This window comes from Kitasatospora sp. NPDC040550 (genome assembly GCF_055594965.1).
Window position 1 is genome coordinate 50,909 of record NZ_JBVIWC010000020.1, and the last position, 15,417, is coordinate 66,325.

The 15,417-nt window shown below is 71.6% G+C and carries 19 protein-coding genes; 12 read left to right on the plus strand and 7 right to left on the minus strand.

All coding sequences use genetic code 11. The annotated features are described in order from the left end of the window. The first annotated feature begins 981 nt into the window (after positions 1 to 981). From ACZ58X_RS26800 to ACZ58X_RS26830, 7 genes are all read left to right on the plus strand, one after another. Positions 982 to 2,130, plus strand: a complete 1,149-nt coding sequence (locus ACZ58X_RS26800; protein WP_019548552.1) for a PLP-dependent cysteine synthase family protein — start codon at positions 982 to 984, stop codon at positions 2,128 to 2,130. Then, on the plus strand, positions 2,127 to 3,386 hold the full coding sequence (locus ACZ58X_RS26805) for an MFS transporter (protein ID WP_019548553.1): 1,260 nt from the start codon (positions 2,127 to 2,129) through the stop codon (positions 3,384 to 3,386). Before ACZ58X_RS26800 ends, ACZ58X_RS26805 begins: the two co-directional genes overlap by 4 nt. 179 nt (positions 3,387 to 3,565) lie before the next feature. Further along, entirely contained in the window at positions 3,566 to 3,970 is a 405-nt protein-coding gene (locus ACZ58X_RS26810; protein ID WP_019548554.1) for a DUF6153 family protein, read from the plus strand. Positions 3,971 to 4,090: 120 nt separating this feature from the next. Continuing rightward, a complete protein-coding gene (locus tag ACZ58X_RS26815) occupies positions 4,091 to 4,717 on the plus strand; it encodes a DUF305 domain-containing protein (RefSeq protein WP_019548555.1) in 627 nt (208 codons plus the stop codon). 96 nt (positions 4,718 to 4,813) lie between these two features. Further along, a complete protein-coding gene (locus tag ACZ58X_RS26820; protein ID WP_019548556.1) occupies positions 4,814 to 5,716 on the plus strand; it encodes a F510_1955 family glycosylhydrolase in 903 nt (300 codons plus the stop codon). Positions 5,717 to 5,788: 72 nt separating this feature from the next. Further along, a complete protein-coding gene (locus ACZ58X_RS26825; protein ID WP_026328689.1) occupies positions 5,789 to 6,310 on the plus strand; it encodes a DUF4396 domain-containing protein in 522 nt (173 codons plus the stop codon). 142 nt (positions 6,311 to 6,452) lie between these two features. Continuing rightward, a complete protein-coding gene (locus tag ACZ58X_RS26830) occupies positions 6,453 to 6,863 on the plus strand; it encodes a four-helix bundle copper-binding protein (RefSeq protein ID WP_019548558.1) in 411 nt (136 codons plus the stop codon). A gap of 37 nt (positions 6,864 to 6,900) precedes the next feature. Here the strand turns inward: ACZ58X_RS26830 and merB are convergent, their stop codons facing one another. Further along, positions 6,901 to 7,863, minus strand: coding sequence for an organomercurial lyase (gene merB / locus ACZ58X_RS26835; RefSeq protein ID WP_019548559.1), 963 nt, complete (start codon positions 7,861 to 7,863; stop codon positions 6,901 to 6,903). 93 nt (positions 7,864 to 7,956) lie between these two features. Here merB and ACZ58X_RS26840 point away from each other — a divergent pair, with 93 nt between their 5' ends. Continuing rightward, positions 7,957 to 8,373 (plus strand): heavy metal-responsive transcriptional regulator, encoded by a 417-nt coding sequence (locus tag ACZ58X_RS26840; RefSeq protein WP_019548560.1) that lies wholly within the window; start codon positions 7,957 to 7,959, stop codon positions 8,371 to 8,373. A 314-nt stretch (positions 8,374 to 8,687) separates the two neighbouring features. Here ACZ58X_RS26840 and ACZ58X_RS26845 read toward each other — a convergent pair whose 3' ends face one another. After that, positions 8,688 to 9,050 carry an ArsR/SmtB family transcription factor gene (locus tag ACZ58X_RS26845; RefSeq protein ID WP_026328690.1) on the minus strand — a complete coding sequence of 121 codons (363 nt, stop codon included), beginning with the start codon at positions 9,048 to 9,050 and terminating at the stop codon, positions 8,688 to 8,690. 209 nt (positions 9,051 to 9,259) lie between these two features. Here ACZ58X_RS26845 and ACZ58X_RS26850 point away from each other — a divergent pair, with 209 nt between their 5' ends. The 3 genes from ACZ58X_RS26850 to ACZ58X_RS26860 all read left to right on the plus strand — a co-directional run bounded on the left by ACZ58X_RS26850 (position 9,260) and on the right by ACZ58X_RS26860 (position 11,792). Beyond that, positions 9,260 to 10,627 carry an MBL fold metallo-hydrolase gene (locus ACZ58X_RS26850; RefSeq protein WP_019548562.1) on the plus strand — a complete coding sequence of 456 codons (1,368 nt, stop codon included), beginning with the start codon at positions 9,260 to 9,262 and terminating at the stop codon, positions 10,625 to 10,627. A gap of 65 nt (positions 10,628 to 10,692) precedes the next feature. Further along, the gene (locus tag ACZ58X_RS26855) at positions 10,693 to 11,052 is read left to right on the plus strand and encodes a rhodanese-like domain-containing protein (RefSeq protein WP_019548563.1); all 360 of its coding nucleotides are present in this window, start codon (positions 10,693 to 10,695) and stop codon (positions 11,050 to 11,052) included. Beyond that, positions 11,049 to 11,792 carry a sulfite exporter TauE/SafE family protein gene (locus tag ACZ58X_RS26860; RefSeq protein ID WP_019548564.1) on the plus strand — a complete coding sequence of 248 codons (744 nt, stop codon included), beginning with the start codon at positions 11,049 to 11,051 and terminating at the stop codon, positions 11,790 to 11,792. Before ACZ58X_RS26855 ends, ACZ58X_RS26860 begins: the two co-directional genes overlap by 4 nt. Positions 11,793 to 11,870: 78 nt before the next feature. Here ACZ58X_RS26860 and ACZ58X_RS26865 read toward each other — a convergent pair whose 3' ends face one another. After that, a complete protein-coding gene (locus tag ACZ58X_RS26865; RefSeq protein WP_019548565.1) occupies positions 11,871 to 12,149 on the minus strand; it encodes a metal-sensitive transcriptional regulator in 279 nt (92 codons plus the stop codon). Positions 12,150 to 12,218: 69 nt separating this feature from the next. On the opposite strand from ACZ58X_RS26865, the gene ACZ58X_RS26870 reads away from it, so the two are divergent. Further along, positions 12,219 to 12,791, plus strand: coding sequence for a rhodanese-like domain-containing protein (locus ACZ58X_RS26870; RefSeq protein ID WP_019548566.1), 573 nt, complete (start codon positions 12,219 to 12,221; stop codon positions 12,789 to 12,791). Positions 12,792 to 12,882: 91 nt separating this feature from the next. Here the strand turns inward: ACZ58X_RS26870 and ACZ58X_RS26875 are convergent, their stop codons facing one another. The 4 genes from ACZ58X_RS26875 to ACZ58X_RS26890 all read right to left on the minus strand — a co-directional run bounded on the left by ACZ58X_RS26875 (position 12,883) and on the right by ACZ58X_RS26890 (position 15,384). Next, a complete protein-coding gene (locus ACZ58X_RS26875; RefSeq protein ID WP_019548567.1) occupies positions 12,883 to 13,485 on the minus strand; it encodes a cadmium resistance transporter in 603 nt (200 codons plus the stop codon). A 293-nt stretch (positions 13,486 to 13,778) separates the two neighbouring features. After that, on the minus strand, positions 13,779 to 14,300 hold the full coding sequence (lspA, locus tag ACZ58X_RS26880) for a signal peptidase II (RefSeq protein WP_019548568.1): 522 nt from the start codon (positions 14,298 to 14,300) through the stop codon (positions 13,779 to 13,781). Then, a complete protein-coding gene (locus ACZ58X_RS26885; RefSeq protein WP_019548569.1) occupies positions 14,297 to 15,001 on the minus strand; it encodes a cation diffusion facilitator family transporter in 705 nt (234 codons plus the stop codon). Before ACZ58X_RS26885 ends, lspA begins: the two co-directional genes overlap by 4 nt. After that, a complete protein-coding gene (locus ACZ58X_RS26890) occupies positions 14,998 to 15,384 on the minus strand; it encodes an ArsR/SmtB family transcription factor (RefSeq protein ID WP_019548570.1) in 387 nt (128 codons plus the stop codon). Before ACZ58X_RS26890 ends, ACZ58X_RS26885 begins: the two co-directional genes overlap by 4 nt. Between the last annotated feature and the right edge of the window lie 33 nt (positions 15,385 to 15,417).

Here is a 15,417-nt window from a genome sequence, read left to right on the forward strand (position 1 = left end):
GCGGCAGCCGCAGGGATCCTCCGGGCCCGCTCGCGGTGGTAGCGCCGCGAGCGGGAGCCGCGCGGCAGCTCATGCATTGCCCTGCCTCGCCGCTCTCGTTCACCGCAATGGCTGCTGCGGTGAAAGAGAGCGGCGGGGTCGGCCCAGGGCCAGCCGAGGGTCGCGTTGAGGACCTGACCGAGGAGAAGTACTGCGTACAGGTAGGTGCTCGACGCGTTTCGGCGTGATTGGGAGTCAGTTCCACTGGCGCAGCGTGTCAGAACTGTCTTGCACAACACCCCTTCGAGAGGGGTCCTGCGAACGGCGACCTGCGGATATGTGATCGACCCGGGGGGCTTGGCAGAACTCTCGCCACTGGCCATGTGTGAGAGGCGGACTGCGGGACCGCCCACCTAACAAGCACTTTATGTAACCAATCCAATACTGTGTGTGCCGTGTCGGTGTCTGTGGATAGGTGGATGAGCCGGCCCGGACCGTGGCGGCTGGTGCTGGTCATGGTGCTGGCCGGGCTGCTGCACGTGCTTGGCTGCGCACACGGTCCGCAGGCCGCTGGAGCCCCGCGGACCGACACTTTGGCCGTTGTGACTGCTCCGGCGCACGGCCATCCCGCGGCGCCGGTGGCGGACGTTCTGTGTGATCACGGCGCGGGGGCGGGCTGCACAGGGGTGGACGAGCCCGCTGTGGTCGGCTCTCGGGCGGATCTGCCGACCTTTGTTGCCTGCCGGGCGCTCGTTGCGCCCGACTGCACTACCGGGCAGTTGCACAGGGCGCGGGAGCACCGGGCGAGGAGCCCGGGCGGCACCCGGGCGGATCACGGACGTCAGCGGGCCGCGCTGGGAATCTGGCGGGCCTGAGCGGCCTTGCCTGCTGCCGCGTCTGTCACGCGGACAGCGGCGCCGTCGCTCCTGATGCTTCCCCAAAACCCCCCGGCCGTCGGCGCCTGTGACGTGGCGCTGCGGCGGCCGGCTGGAGACCCGTGCGATGAACACCTCTGTCATGCCCCCTGCCCCCGCCCAGCTGCTGACCGCGGCTCCCTCCCTGCGGGCCCACAGCCCGGCCGCTCTGGTGGGCGACACCCCGGTTCTGTGGGTCGGGGAGCCCTTCGCCGCGCCCGGACGCGGCTTCTGGGCCAAGCTCGAAGGCCACAACCCCGGTGGGATCAAGGACCGTACCGCGCTGTTCATGGTCGAACGCGCCCGTGAACGCGGCGACCTGCTGCCCGGAGCAAGGATCGTGGAGTCGACCTCCGGCACGCTGGGCCTGGGACTGGCACTGGCCGGGATCGTCTTCGGCCACCCGGTCACCGTGGTCACCGACCCCGGGATGGAACCGCTGGTGTCGGGTCTGCTCACCGCCTACGGCGCGGACGTGCAGACTGTCGGTGCACCGCATCCGGTGGGGGGCTGGCAGCAGGCCCGCCGTGACCGCGTCGCCGAACTGCTGTCGGTGTATCCGGACGCCTGGTGCCCGGACCAGTACCACAACCCCGACAACGTGGCCGCCTACGCGGGCCTGGCCCACGAACTGGTCGCCCAGCTCGGGCGGATCGACGCCCTGGTGGTGAGCGTCGGCACCGGCGGGCACTCGGCCGGGGTCGCCTCGGTGCTGCGCGGCTTCTTCCCTGCCCTGAAAGTGGTGGGCGTCGACACGACGGGCTCGACCATCTTCGGGCAGGAGGCCGCCCCTCGGCTGATGCGCGGGCTGGGCAGCAGCATCTACCCCCGCAACGTCGACTACGCCCTGTTCGACGAGGTCCACTGGGTGGCCGCCGGTGAAGCCGTGTGGTCCGCCCGGGCGCTGGCCCGTTCCCGGTACGCCACCGGTGGGTGGAGCGTCGGCGCGGTCGCCCTGGTCGCCCGCCACCTGACCGCGACCCTCCCGGCCGAGGCGAGGATTGCCGCCGTCTTCCCCGACGGCCCGCACCGCTACGCCGGCACCGTCTTCGACGACACCTGGTGCCGGGAGCGCCAACTGCTGGGCAGCGAACCGGCCGATGCTCCGGAGATCATCTGCCATCCCGCCGAGCGGACAGTGACCCGGTGGACGAAGTGCGAAACCGTCGTGGACCCGGCGCCCGCCGCCCGGCCGGGCGGTGCGGATGCGGCACTGCTGGCGGGAGCGGCCCGGTGAAAGCCCTGTGGACGTCCACGCTGAGCTTCCCGCCCGCGGTGCGGCTGTTGATGGCCAACCAGTTCGCCATCAACCTCGCCTTCTACATGCTCATGCCCTACCTCGCCGCCCATCTGGCCGGCGAGCTCGGCCTGGCCGCCTGGGCGGTGGGCCTGGTGCTGGGCGTGCGCAACTTCTCCCAGCAGGGCATGTTCCTGATTGGCGGTACGATCGCCGACCGCTACGGCTACAAGATCCCGATCATGGCGGGGTGTCTGCTGCGTACGGCCGGGTTCGCCCTGCTGGGCGTGGTGGACAGCCTTGCGGTCCTGATCGTCGCCTCGGCGGCCACCGGGTTCGCCGGCGCCCTGTTCAACCCGGCGGTGCGCGCCTATCTCGCCGCCGGGGCCGGTGAGCGGCGGGTGGAGGCGTTCGCGACGTTCAACGTCTACTACCAGGCCGGGATGCTGGCCGGCCCGCTGGTCGGCCTGGCGCTGCTGGCCGCCGACTTCCGCGCGGTGTGCCTGGTCGCGGCGGGCATCTTCGCCGCCCTGACCGTGCTCCAGAGCCGCTGCCTGCCTGCCCGCGGCGCCGCCGCCGGCGGGCGGGAGAGCGGAGTGCTGGCGCAGTGGCGGACGGTGGCGGCCAACCGGCCGTTCCTGCTGTTCTCCTGCGCGATGATCGGCTCCTACGTGCTGACCTTCCAGGTCTACCTCGCGCTTCCGCTCGCCGCCGGGGCCACGCTCGGCGCGGCGGGGACGCAGGCCACCACCCTGCTGTTCGTGCTCTCCGCCGCGGTGGCCGTCGCCGGCCAGTTGCGGCTGACCGCCTGGGCGAAGACCCGCTGGAACTGCCAGGACGCCCTGGTCCGCGGCCTCTCACTGATGGGCGCGGCCTTCCTCCCCCTCGCCCTGGTCGCCGCGCGGGGCACACCCGCGCCCGGGGCGGTGGCACTGGCAGCGCTGGCCGCCGCGGTCGTCGCCCTGGCCGCCGGCAGCGCGATCGTCTACCCCTTCGAGATGGACACCGTCGTCTCGCTGTCCGGCGACCGGCTCGTTGCCACCCACTACGGCCTCTACAACACCGTCTCGGGTCTCGGAATCACCCTGGGCAACCTCGCCACCGGCGCCCTGTGGGACTACGCCCAACGCCACCAGGCCCTGTGGCTGGTGTGGACCGCACTGGCCCTGACCGGAGGCGTCTGCGCGAGCGCGGTCCTGCTGCTGGCCCGCTCCGGCCGCCTCACCACACCCCGGCCACACCCCGCGACCGCCTGACCCGCACGGGCCCCGGCACAGGGCCGGCCGCCGGGGCCGGTGCCGCCGACGGCGCCGGGGACCCGCCCACCACCTTGACTCCAAGGTCTTCTGCGCGGTGGACGACGCGTGTCCACCGACCGGCTGACCCTGGGGGTGGGGGGAAGGCCGGGGCGGGGGCCGGACCGTACGATGGGCGCATGACGTCCTCCGTGCAGCTGTCGAGCCGCCGCCCTGCGGGGCGGCTGTTCGCGCTGCTGGTGATGGCGGTGCTCACCGGCCTGCTGGGCATGCATGCTCTCGGCCCCGGCGGAGCGCCGTCACCACGCGCGGAGGCGGACCACGACATGGTGATGGCCGTGTCCGCCGATGCTTCCCACGCGAGTGCGGGATGCTCACACACGGACGGCGGGCCGGATCACCTTGAGCACGCGGACGGGTCCTGCGCAGCGGCCGGTATCGGTTCCGCCTATGCGCCGCCCGCGTTGGCCGGCGCCTTGCCGGACGGGTCCCCCACCCTTGCCTCGCTCATGCCGGCTGTGGCCTCGGCGGAGACCGGCCGGGCGCCCCCGGACCTGTCTGAACTGCAACTTCTTCGGATTTAGAGCGACCCGCACGGCACCCTGACCGGTTTGTTCCCGGTTGCCGGTGCCGCGCTTCGGCACGCCCTCATCCCATGAACATGCGCGCGCCCCGACGTGGCTGCGCGCCCAAGGAGTTGCACCATGATCAGCAAGCGTTCTCACGTCCGTCGTACCGCCGTCGTGGCTGCCGCGGGTGCTGCCGCGCTCGTCCTGGCCGCCTGCGGCGGCAACGGCGACAGCTCGGCCGGACACGACGGCCACACCACCAAGTCCCCGTCATCGTCGGCGCCGGCCTCCCAAGGCCAGCACAACGCCGCCGACGTCGCCTTCGCCAAGGGCATGATCCCCCACCACCGCCAGGCCGTGGAGATGGCCGACCTCGCCCCCACCAGGGCCGGGTCGGCGGAGGTGAAGAAGCTCGCGGAGGACATCAAGAAGGCCCAGGACCCGGAGATCAAGACGATGTCCGGATGGCTGACCTCCTGGGGCGAGGAGGTGCCCGCCGAGGGCGCCATGGACCACTCCATGCACGGCACGAGCGGCATGATGAGCGCCGAGGAGATGGACAAGCTCAAGAACTCCTCGGGCAAGGCGTTCGACACCGCCTTCATGGAAATGATGATCAAGCACCACGAAGGTGCCGTGACGATGGCCAAGACCGAACAGGCCGACGGAGCGTACGAGCCCGCCAAGACCACGGCCGCAGCGATCATCACCTCCCAGACCGCGGAGATCACCCAGATGAACAAGCTGCTCGGCAAGAACTGACCGGACGCCGCAGACGAGAGCGGGCGGGCGCCAGCCGGTGCCCGCCCGCCGCGGCACACCCCCGCTTCGCTTCCCCACCGACAGCTTGGACCCGCCGTGATCACCCCCGCCCGCATACTCCCTCGCGGTGGCCGGACGGCCGCCCTCCTGGCAGCAGCCGTTGCCCTGCTTGCCGCCTGCTCCACCTCCGACCCCGACCAGAACACCACCACCGCCGCAGACCCCGGCACCGGTCACCTGCACGGGCTCGGCGTCGACCCGTCGGACAACACCGTCTACGCCGCCGGCCACCACGGCGTCTTCCGCCTCAGCGACGGGAAGGCGGCCCGCGTGGCCGGCCGCTACCAGGACACCATGGGCTTCACCGTCACCGGCCCGTCCACCTTCCTGGCCAGCGGCCACCCCTCCCCGACCGACCCGGATGCCCGATCACCGCACCTGGGCCTGATCCGCAGCACGGACGCCGGCCGCACCTGGAACACCCTCTCCGCCGAGGGCGAAGCAGACTTCCACGCCCTCGAACAGGCCGGCAGCACGCTGTACGGGTTCGACAGCCAGAGCGGGAAGCTGTGGGCCAGCACCGACGGCGGCCGCACCTGGGACCAGCGCGCCGCGCTGCCCCTGCTCGACCTCGCCGCCCACGCCCAGAACCCTGACACCGTCTGGGCGGCCACCGGAAAGGGACTTGAGCGCAGCACGGACGCAGGGCGCACCTTCCGGGCTGTCCCCGCAGCCTTGGGCCTGGTTGCCGTCGACGAGCCGGAGCCCGGACTCCTCATCGCGCTGGCCGCGGACGGCCGCTTCGTCAACAGCCGCGACGGCCGGACGTGGACGGAGAACGGCCGCCTGCCCGAAGGAGGGGAGCCCACCGTGCTCGCCGCGGTGACCGCGCAGCGGCTGCTGGCCGCCGACAGCACCGACACCGTCTACGAGTCCACCGACGCCGGCCGCACCTGGACCGTCCTCCACCGCCCCTCCGCAGCCATCGACAACCACTAGAGGAATACCCCTGGGGGGTATATTGTTCTGGGTGTGGGATCCGGGAACGGGCCACATGGGACGGGAATGGAGATGAACGTCATGGACCACACCGGCACCGCGCACGACCACGCCGCCCACCAGGCACACAACGGTCACGGCCACGGCGGCCACGCGGCCGGGGCGTCTTGGCCGACGGCGGCGAAGGCGACGCTGCACTGCCTGACCGGCTGCGCTATCGGCGAGATCCTCGGCATGGTCATCGGCACCGCCCTGATGTGGGGCAACGTGGAGACCATGGTCCTGGCGATCGCGCTCGCGTTCGTCTTCGGCTACTCCTTCACCCTGTTCGCGGTCCGCCGGGCCGGACTGGACTGGAAGAGCGCGATCAAGGTCGCGCTGGCCGCGGACACCGTATCGATCGCGGTGATGGAACTCGTCGACAACGGCATCATCGCGGCCGTGCCGGGCGCGATGGACGCCCACCTGTCGGACGGGCTGTTCTGGTCGGCGCTCCTGGGCGGCTTCGCGGTCGCGTTCGTGATCACCACGCCTGTGAACAAGTGGATGATCGGCCGCGGCAAGGGCCACGCCGTCGTCCACGCCTACCACTGACTCAGCCGCTCGCCCGGCCGCCCGGCGCACCTCCTGGTGCGCCGGGCGCGTTCGCGCCGGCGGGGGTTAGCTGGAGGTGTACCGGGGCTCGCGAGGCGGCCGACCGGAGCCGCCGGCCCGCGGTATGAAGGAGGCACCCGTGATGTCCAGCACCGTCAAGGACATGCTCGCCACCTACCCGGCCGACCTCGGCGACATCGACCAGGCCAAGCTCACCGCCTGCATCGAAGCATGCATCGCCTGCGCGCAGGCGTGTACGGCGTGCGCGGACGCCTGCCTGTCGGAGGGCATGGTGGGCGACCTGACCAAGTGCATCCGTACCGACATGGACTGCGCCGACATCTGCACCGCCACCGCCTCGGTGCTCTCCCGCCACACCGGCTACGACGCCAACATCACCCGCGCGATGCTCCAGGCGTGCGCCATGGTCTGCAAGGCGTGCGGCGACGAGTGCGCATCCCACGCCGGCATGCACGAGCACTGCCGCGTCTGCGCCGAAGCCTGCCGCTCCTGCGAGAGTGCCTGCAACGAACTGATCGAGTCCCTGGGCTGAGATCGGCTCGGTTCCGGGACGGGCAGGGTGCGGCGGTTCAGGCATCGAGCAGGCCGGCGAAGGTCTGTGCCGCGATCTGAGCGGCGCGCTGTTGGCTGATGACGTGGCCGGGAACCTCGGGGTGTTCTCTTGCCCAGGCGCCGGCGTTGTGATCGCTGGTGAAGAAGTTCAGCGCGTCGCAGCAGGCCGTCGCCGCCGGGCCGCCTCCAGGGCGCTGCCCGATGAACACCACCGCGCTCGCCGGCCTCCACACGGTTGCCTCGCCGGCGGTGGTGAGGGTGACCGGCTCGCCGGTCACCGGGTCCGTGGACGAGATCACCACGTCCCGGCCGAGCATCGCCGGAATGCCGAGTGCGTCGATCGCGCACATCGACCACACCTCGGCACCTGCGCTGATCTTGACCCGGTGACGGGTCGGCGCGGCAGAGAAGGGATAGGCCGCATGGATCCGGCCATGGCCGTCCAGGGTCAGGAAGTCCTCGCCGGCCAGCTCTTGAAGAATCTCACCTGCCGTCCGGCCGGCTTCCGCGGCGAGCGGCTCGAGTGCAGCAGGATCGGGCGGGCCGCCCGTGGCGGCGAAGTGCCGCAGTACCGCCTGGTGCACCGCCCTGAGTCCTCGCTCGCCCGGTGCGCGACGCCCGCGGCCCGCCCGCCCCACCGCATCGAGCCCGTACGTCTCACAGCAGTCGGACGCGGCCAGCCGCGGCCCGGTGAGCGCCTGACACAGCGCCGCTTCGCCGGGGACGCCCGAGACCGTGCCGTCCGCGCCCCGGTACAGGCGGCAGGACATGCTCGGCTCCACCCCTTCGGATGCGAACGGATCGACGCCGTCCACCAGGATGGTCGGCGATCCGGTCATCCCGCACTCCGCGGCCTGGGCCAGGTCATGCACCTCGACCAGGTCCAGCTGCGCTTCCCGCCCGGCCAGTACGGCCCTGACCCGCTCGGCCGCGGGCGCCGCATTCGGGCACCCGGGAACCGTCAGTACCGTGATCCGCATCGCTCGGCCCTTCCGCTGGTCCGATGGTTCGCCTCTACGCCTGCACGCTAGACCTTCCAGCGCACTGGAAGGTCAAGGGCGTAGGCTGACCACGTGCGCATCAGCGATCTCGCCGCCAGGAGCGGACTGAGCACCAAGACCATCCGCTTCTACGAGCAGAGTGCTCTGCTTCCCGCGCCTCCCCGCACACCCGGCGGCTACCGCGACTACCCCGAGCAGGCGGTGGCGCGACTCGCCTTCATCCGCGACAGCCAAGGCGCCGGCCTGTCCCTGGCGGAGATCCGCTCGATCCTCGTGCTGCGCGACAGCGGCCAGGCACCATGCGCGCACGTCACCGCACTGATACATCAGCGCCTCAACGACATCGAGCGGCGCCTGACCGAGCTGGCCAAGACCAGGGACGCGCTGAACGGCCTCGCCCGACGGGCCGCCCTGACCGATCCCACCTCGTGCAGGGAAAGCGACATCTGCACGATCCTCTCCTCGGTCCGCGAGAAGCCGCGGGGTTGACGTCGGCGTCCGACGGGGCGCTGCCTGAAGGTGCCGGACTGCACCTCCAAATCCCGGATGCACGGCGGTCATAACGCGAGACCGGCGCTGCGGCCGCGGGCATCGCGGTGGACGCAGACGGAGCGCCTCGACGACATCGGCGCACGTGCGCCGGAGAGAGGCCGGCGCGACGTCGGCCTGACCCAGGGCCTTTGCGTCCTAGGTCGGCCTGAAGGTGGCATTGTCTCGTCGATGCCCAACCCAGTAGATCGCGAGGACCTGCGTGGTGTGCACGGGGCCCATGAACGCGACGCGCACGCCGGTGCCGCTGGGCTTCACTGCGTCAGCAGCGCGCCCATGGCGGCGAGCACGGACGGCTCGACGCGGTAGTACACCCAGGTGCCGCGCCGCTCGGAAGTGAGCAGCCCGGCTTCCTTGAGCTTCTTCAGGTGGTGGGAGACGGTGGGCTGAGAGACGCCGACGTCGGAGATGTCGCACACGCACGCCTCCCCGCCCTCGTGCGAGGCCACCGCGGAGAACAGCCGCAGCCGCACCGGGTCGCCGAGGGCCTTGAACATCCGCGCCGCGGTGTCAGCTTCCGCGGCACTCATGGGGCGCTCGGTCAGCGGCCGGCAACACGGCACCACACCCTGACCATCGGCGGGCTCGAGCAGCGACAGCGCCTTGGCATTCGACATGCATCTATGTTGACACACGTCGAACCAGGGGGTCCCCCCCTGGCCGATTCCGCTCGGGCAAAGGACCGTTTGCGTGAGCCGCCCTCTGCGAGCCGATGACCCCACTCGCGCGACAGCTGCCCACACCTCTTTGGATACCCCCCCAGGTATCTCTGTTACGGTGGATTCAGATACCCCGGGGGGTAAATTTGCTGTGAGGAGAGTGTGCCGTGTTCTTTGCCGACATCCTGGAGACGGAAGGTCTGGGCAACCGCAGCTATCTGGCCGGCGGGGCCCGGGCGGCGGTGGTCGTGGATCCGCCGCGCGACATCGACCGGGTGATCGCGGCAGCGGCCCGGCGCGGGGTCCAGATCGCGGCCATCGCGGAGACGCACGTGCACAACGACTACGTCACCGGAGGTCTGGAGCTGGCCCGGCTGACCGGTGCCCGCTACCTGGTGCCCGCCGGTGCGTCGGTGGCGTATGCCCGGGTCGCGGTGGCCGACGGCGATGTCGAGGAGATCGACGAGGGCCTGGCGCTGCGCGCCGTGGCCACCCCTGGCCACACCCCGCACCACACCTCCTACGTGCTGGAGGAGGACGGGCGGGCGGTGGCCGCGTTCACCGGCGGTTCGCTGCTGATCGGCAGTGTGGGGCGCCCCGATCTGGTGGAGCCGCGGCTCACCGAGCAGCTGGCCCGGGCTCAGCACGATTCCGCGCACCGGCTGGCCTCCGAGCTGGCCGACGAGGTCGCGGTGATGCCGACGCACGGGTTCGGCAGCTTCTGCTCCGCCGGCCAGAGTGGCGGCGAGCACAGCACCATCGGCACGGAGAAGGCGGCCAACCCGGCGCTCCTGAAGGACGTGGAGACGTTCGTCAAGGAGCTGCTGGCCGGCCTGGACGACGTTCCCGCCTACTACGCGCACATGGGCCCGGCCAACGCCGCGGGCCCTGCTCCGGTGGACCTGACCGTCCCGGAGCGCGCGGACGCCGGTCAGATCGCGCGCCGTCTGGCGGCTGGGGAGTGGGTGGTGGACCTGCGCAGCCGTGTGGCGTTCTCGCAGGGGCATGTGGCGGGCTCGTTCAACTTCGAGGTCGAGGGCCAGCTGGCCACCTACCTGGCGTGGATGATGCCGTGGGGCAAGCCGGTCACCCTGCTCGCACAGAGCGCCGAGGACCTCGCCCGCGCGCAGCGTGAGCTGTCCCGGGTGGGCATCGACCGCCCCGCCGCCGCGGCCGTGGGCTCCCCGTCCGACTGGACAGCTGCACCGATTGCGTCGTTCCCGCGGGCGACGTTCGCCGACCTGGCTGCCGCGCGCGAGCGGGGCGAGGAGCCGGTGGTGCTGGACGTGCGCCGCGACGGCGAGCGCGCCGGTGGCTGGATCGAGGGCAGCGTCCACATCCCGGTCCACCAGGTCCACCAGCGCCTTGACGAGGTGCCCGCCGGGACGGTGTGGGTGCACTGCGCGGGCGGTATGCGCGCGGCGATCGCCGCCTCCGTCCTGGACGCCTCGGGCCGTGACGTCGTCGCCGTCGACGACGGCTACGCCGCAGCCGCCGACGCCGGTCTCACCCTCGTTTCGCCCGTCCAGCACTGACCGCACCACCCGACCCCCGCCGGGCCACGAGCGCCGGCCGGGTCACCGGCACCAGAGGAAGCACCATGCTCTTGCCCGAATGCGGCCCGGGCCGCGTCACACCGGCACAGGCCCACCGTGCCGTCGAGGACGGCTGCGCACTGCTCGCCGACGTCCGTGAGGAGGACGAGTTCCAGGCCGGTCACGCCCCCGCGGCCATCCTTCTGCCGCTGTCGCAGCTGGCCGAAGGCACGGGCCTGCCCGGCCGGGAGGACGGCCGCGACCTGGTGCTGATCTGCCGCTCCGGGCACCGCTCCCAGCAGGCCGCCCGGCTGCTCGCCGACCGCGGTGTCACAGCGGTCGACGTCACCGGCGGCATGCGTGCCTGGGCCGCCGAGGGCCTGCCCGTGCACGACGCACACGGGGCGGCGGGCACCGTCATATGACCGCGCTCGTTCTCGCCCTGCTCGCCGGGGCGCTGGTCGGCCTCGCCCTGGGATCCCTCGGGGCCGGCGGCAGCATCCTGACCGTCCCCGCCCTGATCTACCTGCTCGGCTTCAGCCCGGCCGAGGCCACCACCGCCAGTCTGATCATCGTGATCGTCACCTCGCTCACCGCGCTGCTGGCCCACGCCCGGGCCAAAACGGTGCGCTGGCGGGCCGGCCTGCTGTTCGCCGCGGCCGGGCTGGGCCCCGCCGCGGCGGCCGGCCTGCTGTCCGCGCACATCCCCGCCGTCGTGCTGACCCTGGCCTTCGCCGCCCTCGCGGTCCTCGCCGGACTGCGCATGCTGCGCCGCAGGACACCGTCCGCGGGGGCTACGGCGTCGGCGCCCCGCGCAGCGGGAGCGGGGGCAGCTCTGGGGGCGGTGACCGGGTTCCTCGGGGTGGGCGGCGGGTTCCTGGCCGTCCCCGCCCTGGTGGCGGCGCTGGCGGTGCCGATGAGCGCGGCCGTCGGTACGAGCCTGCTGGTCATCATCGCCAACGCGCTGGTCGCTCTCGCGGCCCGCGCGACGACCGAGGTCAGCCTGGACTGGGCCCTGATCATGCCGTTCATCGCGACGGCGGTCCTGGGCGCCTGGGACGGCAAACGGCTGGCCGCGAAGGTCAGGCCCGCCACCTTGCAGCGGGTCTTCGGCACCCTGCTGCTGGCGGTCGCCGCGGTGATGGCGACGGGCACCCTGCTGTGACACACCCGTGGGGCCTGCCGCGGACACCCCGGCGAACCGGGTGCGTCCGCGGCAGGCCCCACGGAAGGCGAAAGCTTTTCAGGCCAGCGAGAGGAACAGTTTCTCCAGCCGGGCCCGCATCTGCGCGGAATCCCGCACCTCGGGATCCTCACTGGTCATGCACTGCTGCAGACCCGTCGCAATGATCGAAAACCCGGCCCGGTCCAGCGCCTTGGAGACCGCCGACAACTGCGTGACCACGTCCTCACAGTCCCGGCCCTCCTCGATCATCTTGATCACACCGGCGAGCTGACCCTGCGCCCGCCGCAGCCGGTTCAGCGCCGACTTCAGCTCCTCGGCACTCATGTCGAGTTGCACACCAACCTCCTCACATACCCCCACGGGTATCCTACCGTGGGGGAACCGCTCAGAAAGGCGAACCATTCCATGACCACCTCCACCGCGATCGCCCCCGCCCAGGCCGCCGCCCGCTTCGGCGAGTTCACCGTGATCGACGTCCGCACCCCCAGCGAGTACGCAGGCGGCCACCTGCCCGGCGCCCACAACATCCCCCTGGACCGCCTCGACGAAGCCGCAGACGCCCTGAAAAAGGCCGCCCAGCGCGCCCCGCTCCTTATCGTCTGCGCCTCCGGAGCCCGCTCCGCCAAGGGCTGCGAGAAGCTGGCCGCCCAAGGCATAGCGGCCACTACCCTCGACGGCGGCACCAGCGCCTGGGTGGCCGGGGGCCAGGAGACGGAGCGCCCGGTGGGTGCCCGAGCGACCTGGCCCATGGACCGGCAGGTCCGCCTCGCCGCCGGCACCCTGGTCCTCACCGGCTTCCTGGCGGGCCTGGCCTGGACGCCCGCGCACTGGCTGTCCGGGGCCATTGGCGCCGGACTCGTCTTCTCCGGCGCGACCAACACCTGCGGCATGGCCGCAGCCCTGGCCAAGCTCCCCCACAACCGGCCGCCCAAGAGCACGGTCTCCTTCCAGGACACCCTGCTGCGCGTGGCTGCATGATTCGCCCGGCCGCCGCGGGGCCTGGTTCTGGACACGGGAAGACCCGGCAGCGTGAGGGATTCGAACTGGTCCGGTGATGCCCCGCCTGTCGTCACAGGCCGAATGCGCCGCCCTCGATGAGGATGAGCAGGCCGATGGTGATCAGGACCAGGGGCAGCAGGATGTGGCCCCAGCGGGCGAGAGCCTTGGCGATGACGGGTCGGGTGGCGAGGAACTTGCCCGCGAAGCACCACACGGCCACGAGCACGAGGAACACCGCGGCGTACACGCTCATCCCGCCGACGCCCGCGGTGGCGAACACGGGCACGTAGACGCCGATGTTGTCGCCGCCGTTGGCGAAGGTGACCGCCGCGACCTCCAGCGGGCCCGGCCCGCCTTCCGCGGCCTGTTCCTCCTCGGCCTCGCTGCCGTCGCGGCGGCCTTTCCATGCCTGCCAGGCGGCCTTGAGGCCCAGCGCCAGCGGCAACAGACCGAGGTACGGGATGGCGGACTCAGGCAGGAAGGTGGCCCCGAAGGCGGCGGCCACTGCAACGGCGAGGATCGCGGCGAAGCCGAGGTACTGGCCAAGCACGATCCGCCGGGTGGAGCCTGTGCGGCCCGCGCCTTGGGCGAAGAACAGCGCCAGGACCAGGATGTCGTCGATGTTGGTGACGGCGAACAGGCCGGCCGCCTGCCCGATGATGCCCAAGTCCACGAGTAGCGGTTCTCCTTTGATGCGGGTGTCTCGGTGACGCTACCGGGGAGCCCGCAGGACCTAGCGGTCAAGGCCGGTGCTGTCCATTCTCGGATTCTGGCTCAACTTCTGTGATTCAGTACGGCTGCTCGGTACCCGAGGGTCAGCGGGCGAGAGAACCAGCAGGTCAGCGGCTTGTGCGGTGGCGGGGCCCCGGCCGGTTCGACCCGACATCACAGAAGTCAGAAGTTGGGCCAGAGCCGGTTCTCGTGAACAAGGCCACGCGGGGCCGGGGTGCCGCAGCAGGAGTTCGGCTACTGCGGTGCTGAGCTAATCTGCTCGGTGCCGCGCCCGGGGCGGTCCTCGCGCCAGGACAGGGCGACGAGCAGCAGGCCGCCGACGACGATGAAGACGTCGGCGAGGTTGAAGGTGGGCCACCAGCCGGTGTGCAGGTAGTCGGTGACCCGCCCGTCGGGGGCGCGGTCGATGAGGTTGGCGAGGGCACCACCCAGGACCGCGGCGAGTGCGATGCCCCACAGCCGTCGGGACGCCGCGGCGGTCCGCCACAGCACGACCGCGACGGCGGTCGTGATCAGGGCGGTGACCGCGACGACGGTCCAGGCCGGGGCACCGGCGGCGAAGGAGAACGCGACCCCGGAGTTGAAGGCGAGTTCCAGATCGAGCGGTCCGCCCTCGATCGGGGAGCCCGGCAGGGCGCGCTCGGCCCATGCCTTGATGCCCAGGTCCGTTCCGGCCAGGGCGGCGGCCAGGGCCAGCAGCCCCGTCCGGCGCTTGAGGGCGCCGGAGGGGGCCACGGCTGTGGTGGGCGCGGTCACTTGCATCCGTCCGAGCAGGAGGAGTCGCCGGTCTTGGTGGTGGGCTTGTTGTCGTCCTCGCAGCCGTCGTCGCAGACGAGTTCGCCTTCCCAGGCTTCCTTGCCCTCCATGATGGCGAAGGCGGCGATGACGAAGCCGGCGACCGGGTCGAGCCAGGTCCAGCCGAACGCGGCGAACGCGAGCAGGCCGACGAAGGTGGACACCGACAGCCAGGCGCACAGCTTGGTCTCGGCGGCGTCCGCGACGACCAGGCGGGAGTTCATCTTCAGTCCGGCCTTGCGCTTGGCGCGGGCCAGCCACGGCATGATCACGATGGACAGGCCGGTCAGGGCGATGCCGACGATCGAGGTGTCGGGCTTCTCGCCGCCGAACAGGTCGCGGATGCCTTCGACGGTGACGTATGCGGCGAGCGCGAAGAACGTGATCGCGATGAACTTCAGTGCCCGGCGTTCCTTGGCCTCGTCCGGCTCACCGCCCTTGATCTCCGCCAGCAGCCGCACCAGGACGACGACGGCTGCGGCGACCTCGATGCCGGAGTCGATGCCGAAGCCGATCAGGGAGACCGCTCCGGCGACCGTGCCGGCCGCGATGGCGATGACGCCTTCGATCACGTTGTAGCCGATGGTGAACTTCGCGTACCGCACCGCGCGGTGCGCAGCCGGCCCGGTCACGTCGGGGACGGGGGCGGGGGTGGTGCTCATCGGGCGGGCTCCTCGGGGGCGGGGTGGGTTCCGTAGGTGGGGCACAGGTCGACGGCCTCGCCGGTCGCGGCGAGTAGCTGCTCGGCGGCGGCCAGCAGGTCCAGCAGTTCCGGGCGGGCCAGCGAGTGCAGCGTGGCCCGCCCTTGCGGGCGGGAGGTGATCAGGCCGCAGTCGCGCAGGCAGGACAGGTGCGCCGAGACCGTGGACTGCGCCAGCCCGACGCAGGCGACCAGGTCGGTGACCCGGGCCTCGCCCTCCGCGAGCCGCTTGAGGATCGCCAGGCGGGCCGGGTCGCCCAGCGACCGGAACAGAGCCACCGCCGCTGAAGGCGCCCCGCACGAGGTGGTGGCCGTACTGCCGGCCTCCGTGCTATTCATCGTCATGGAGCGATGATAGCCACAGGAACCGATAACATC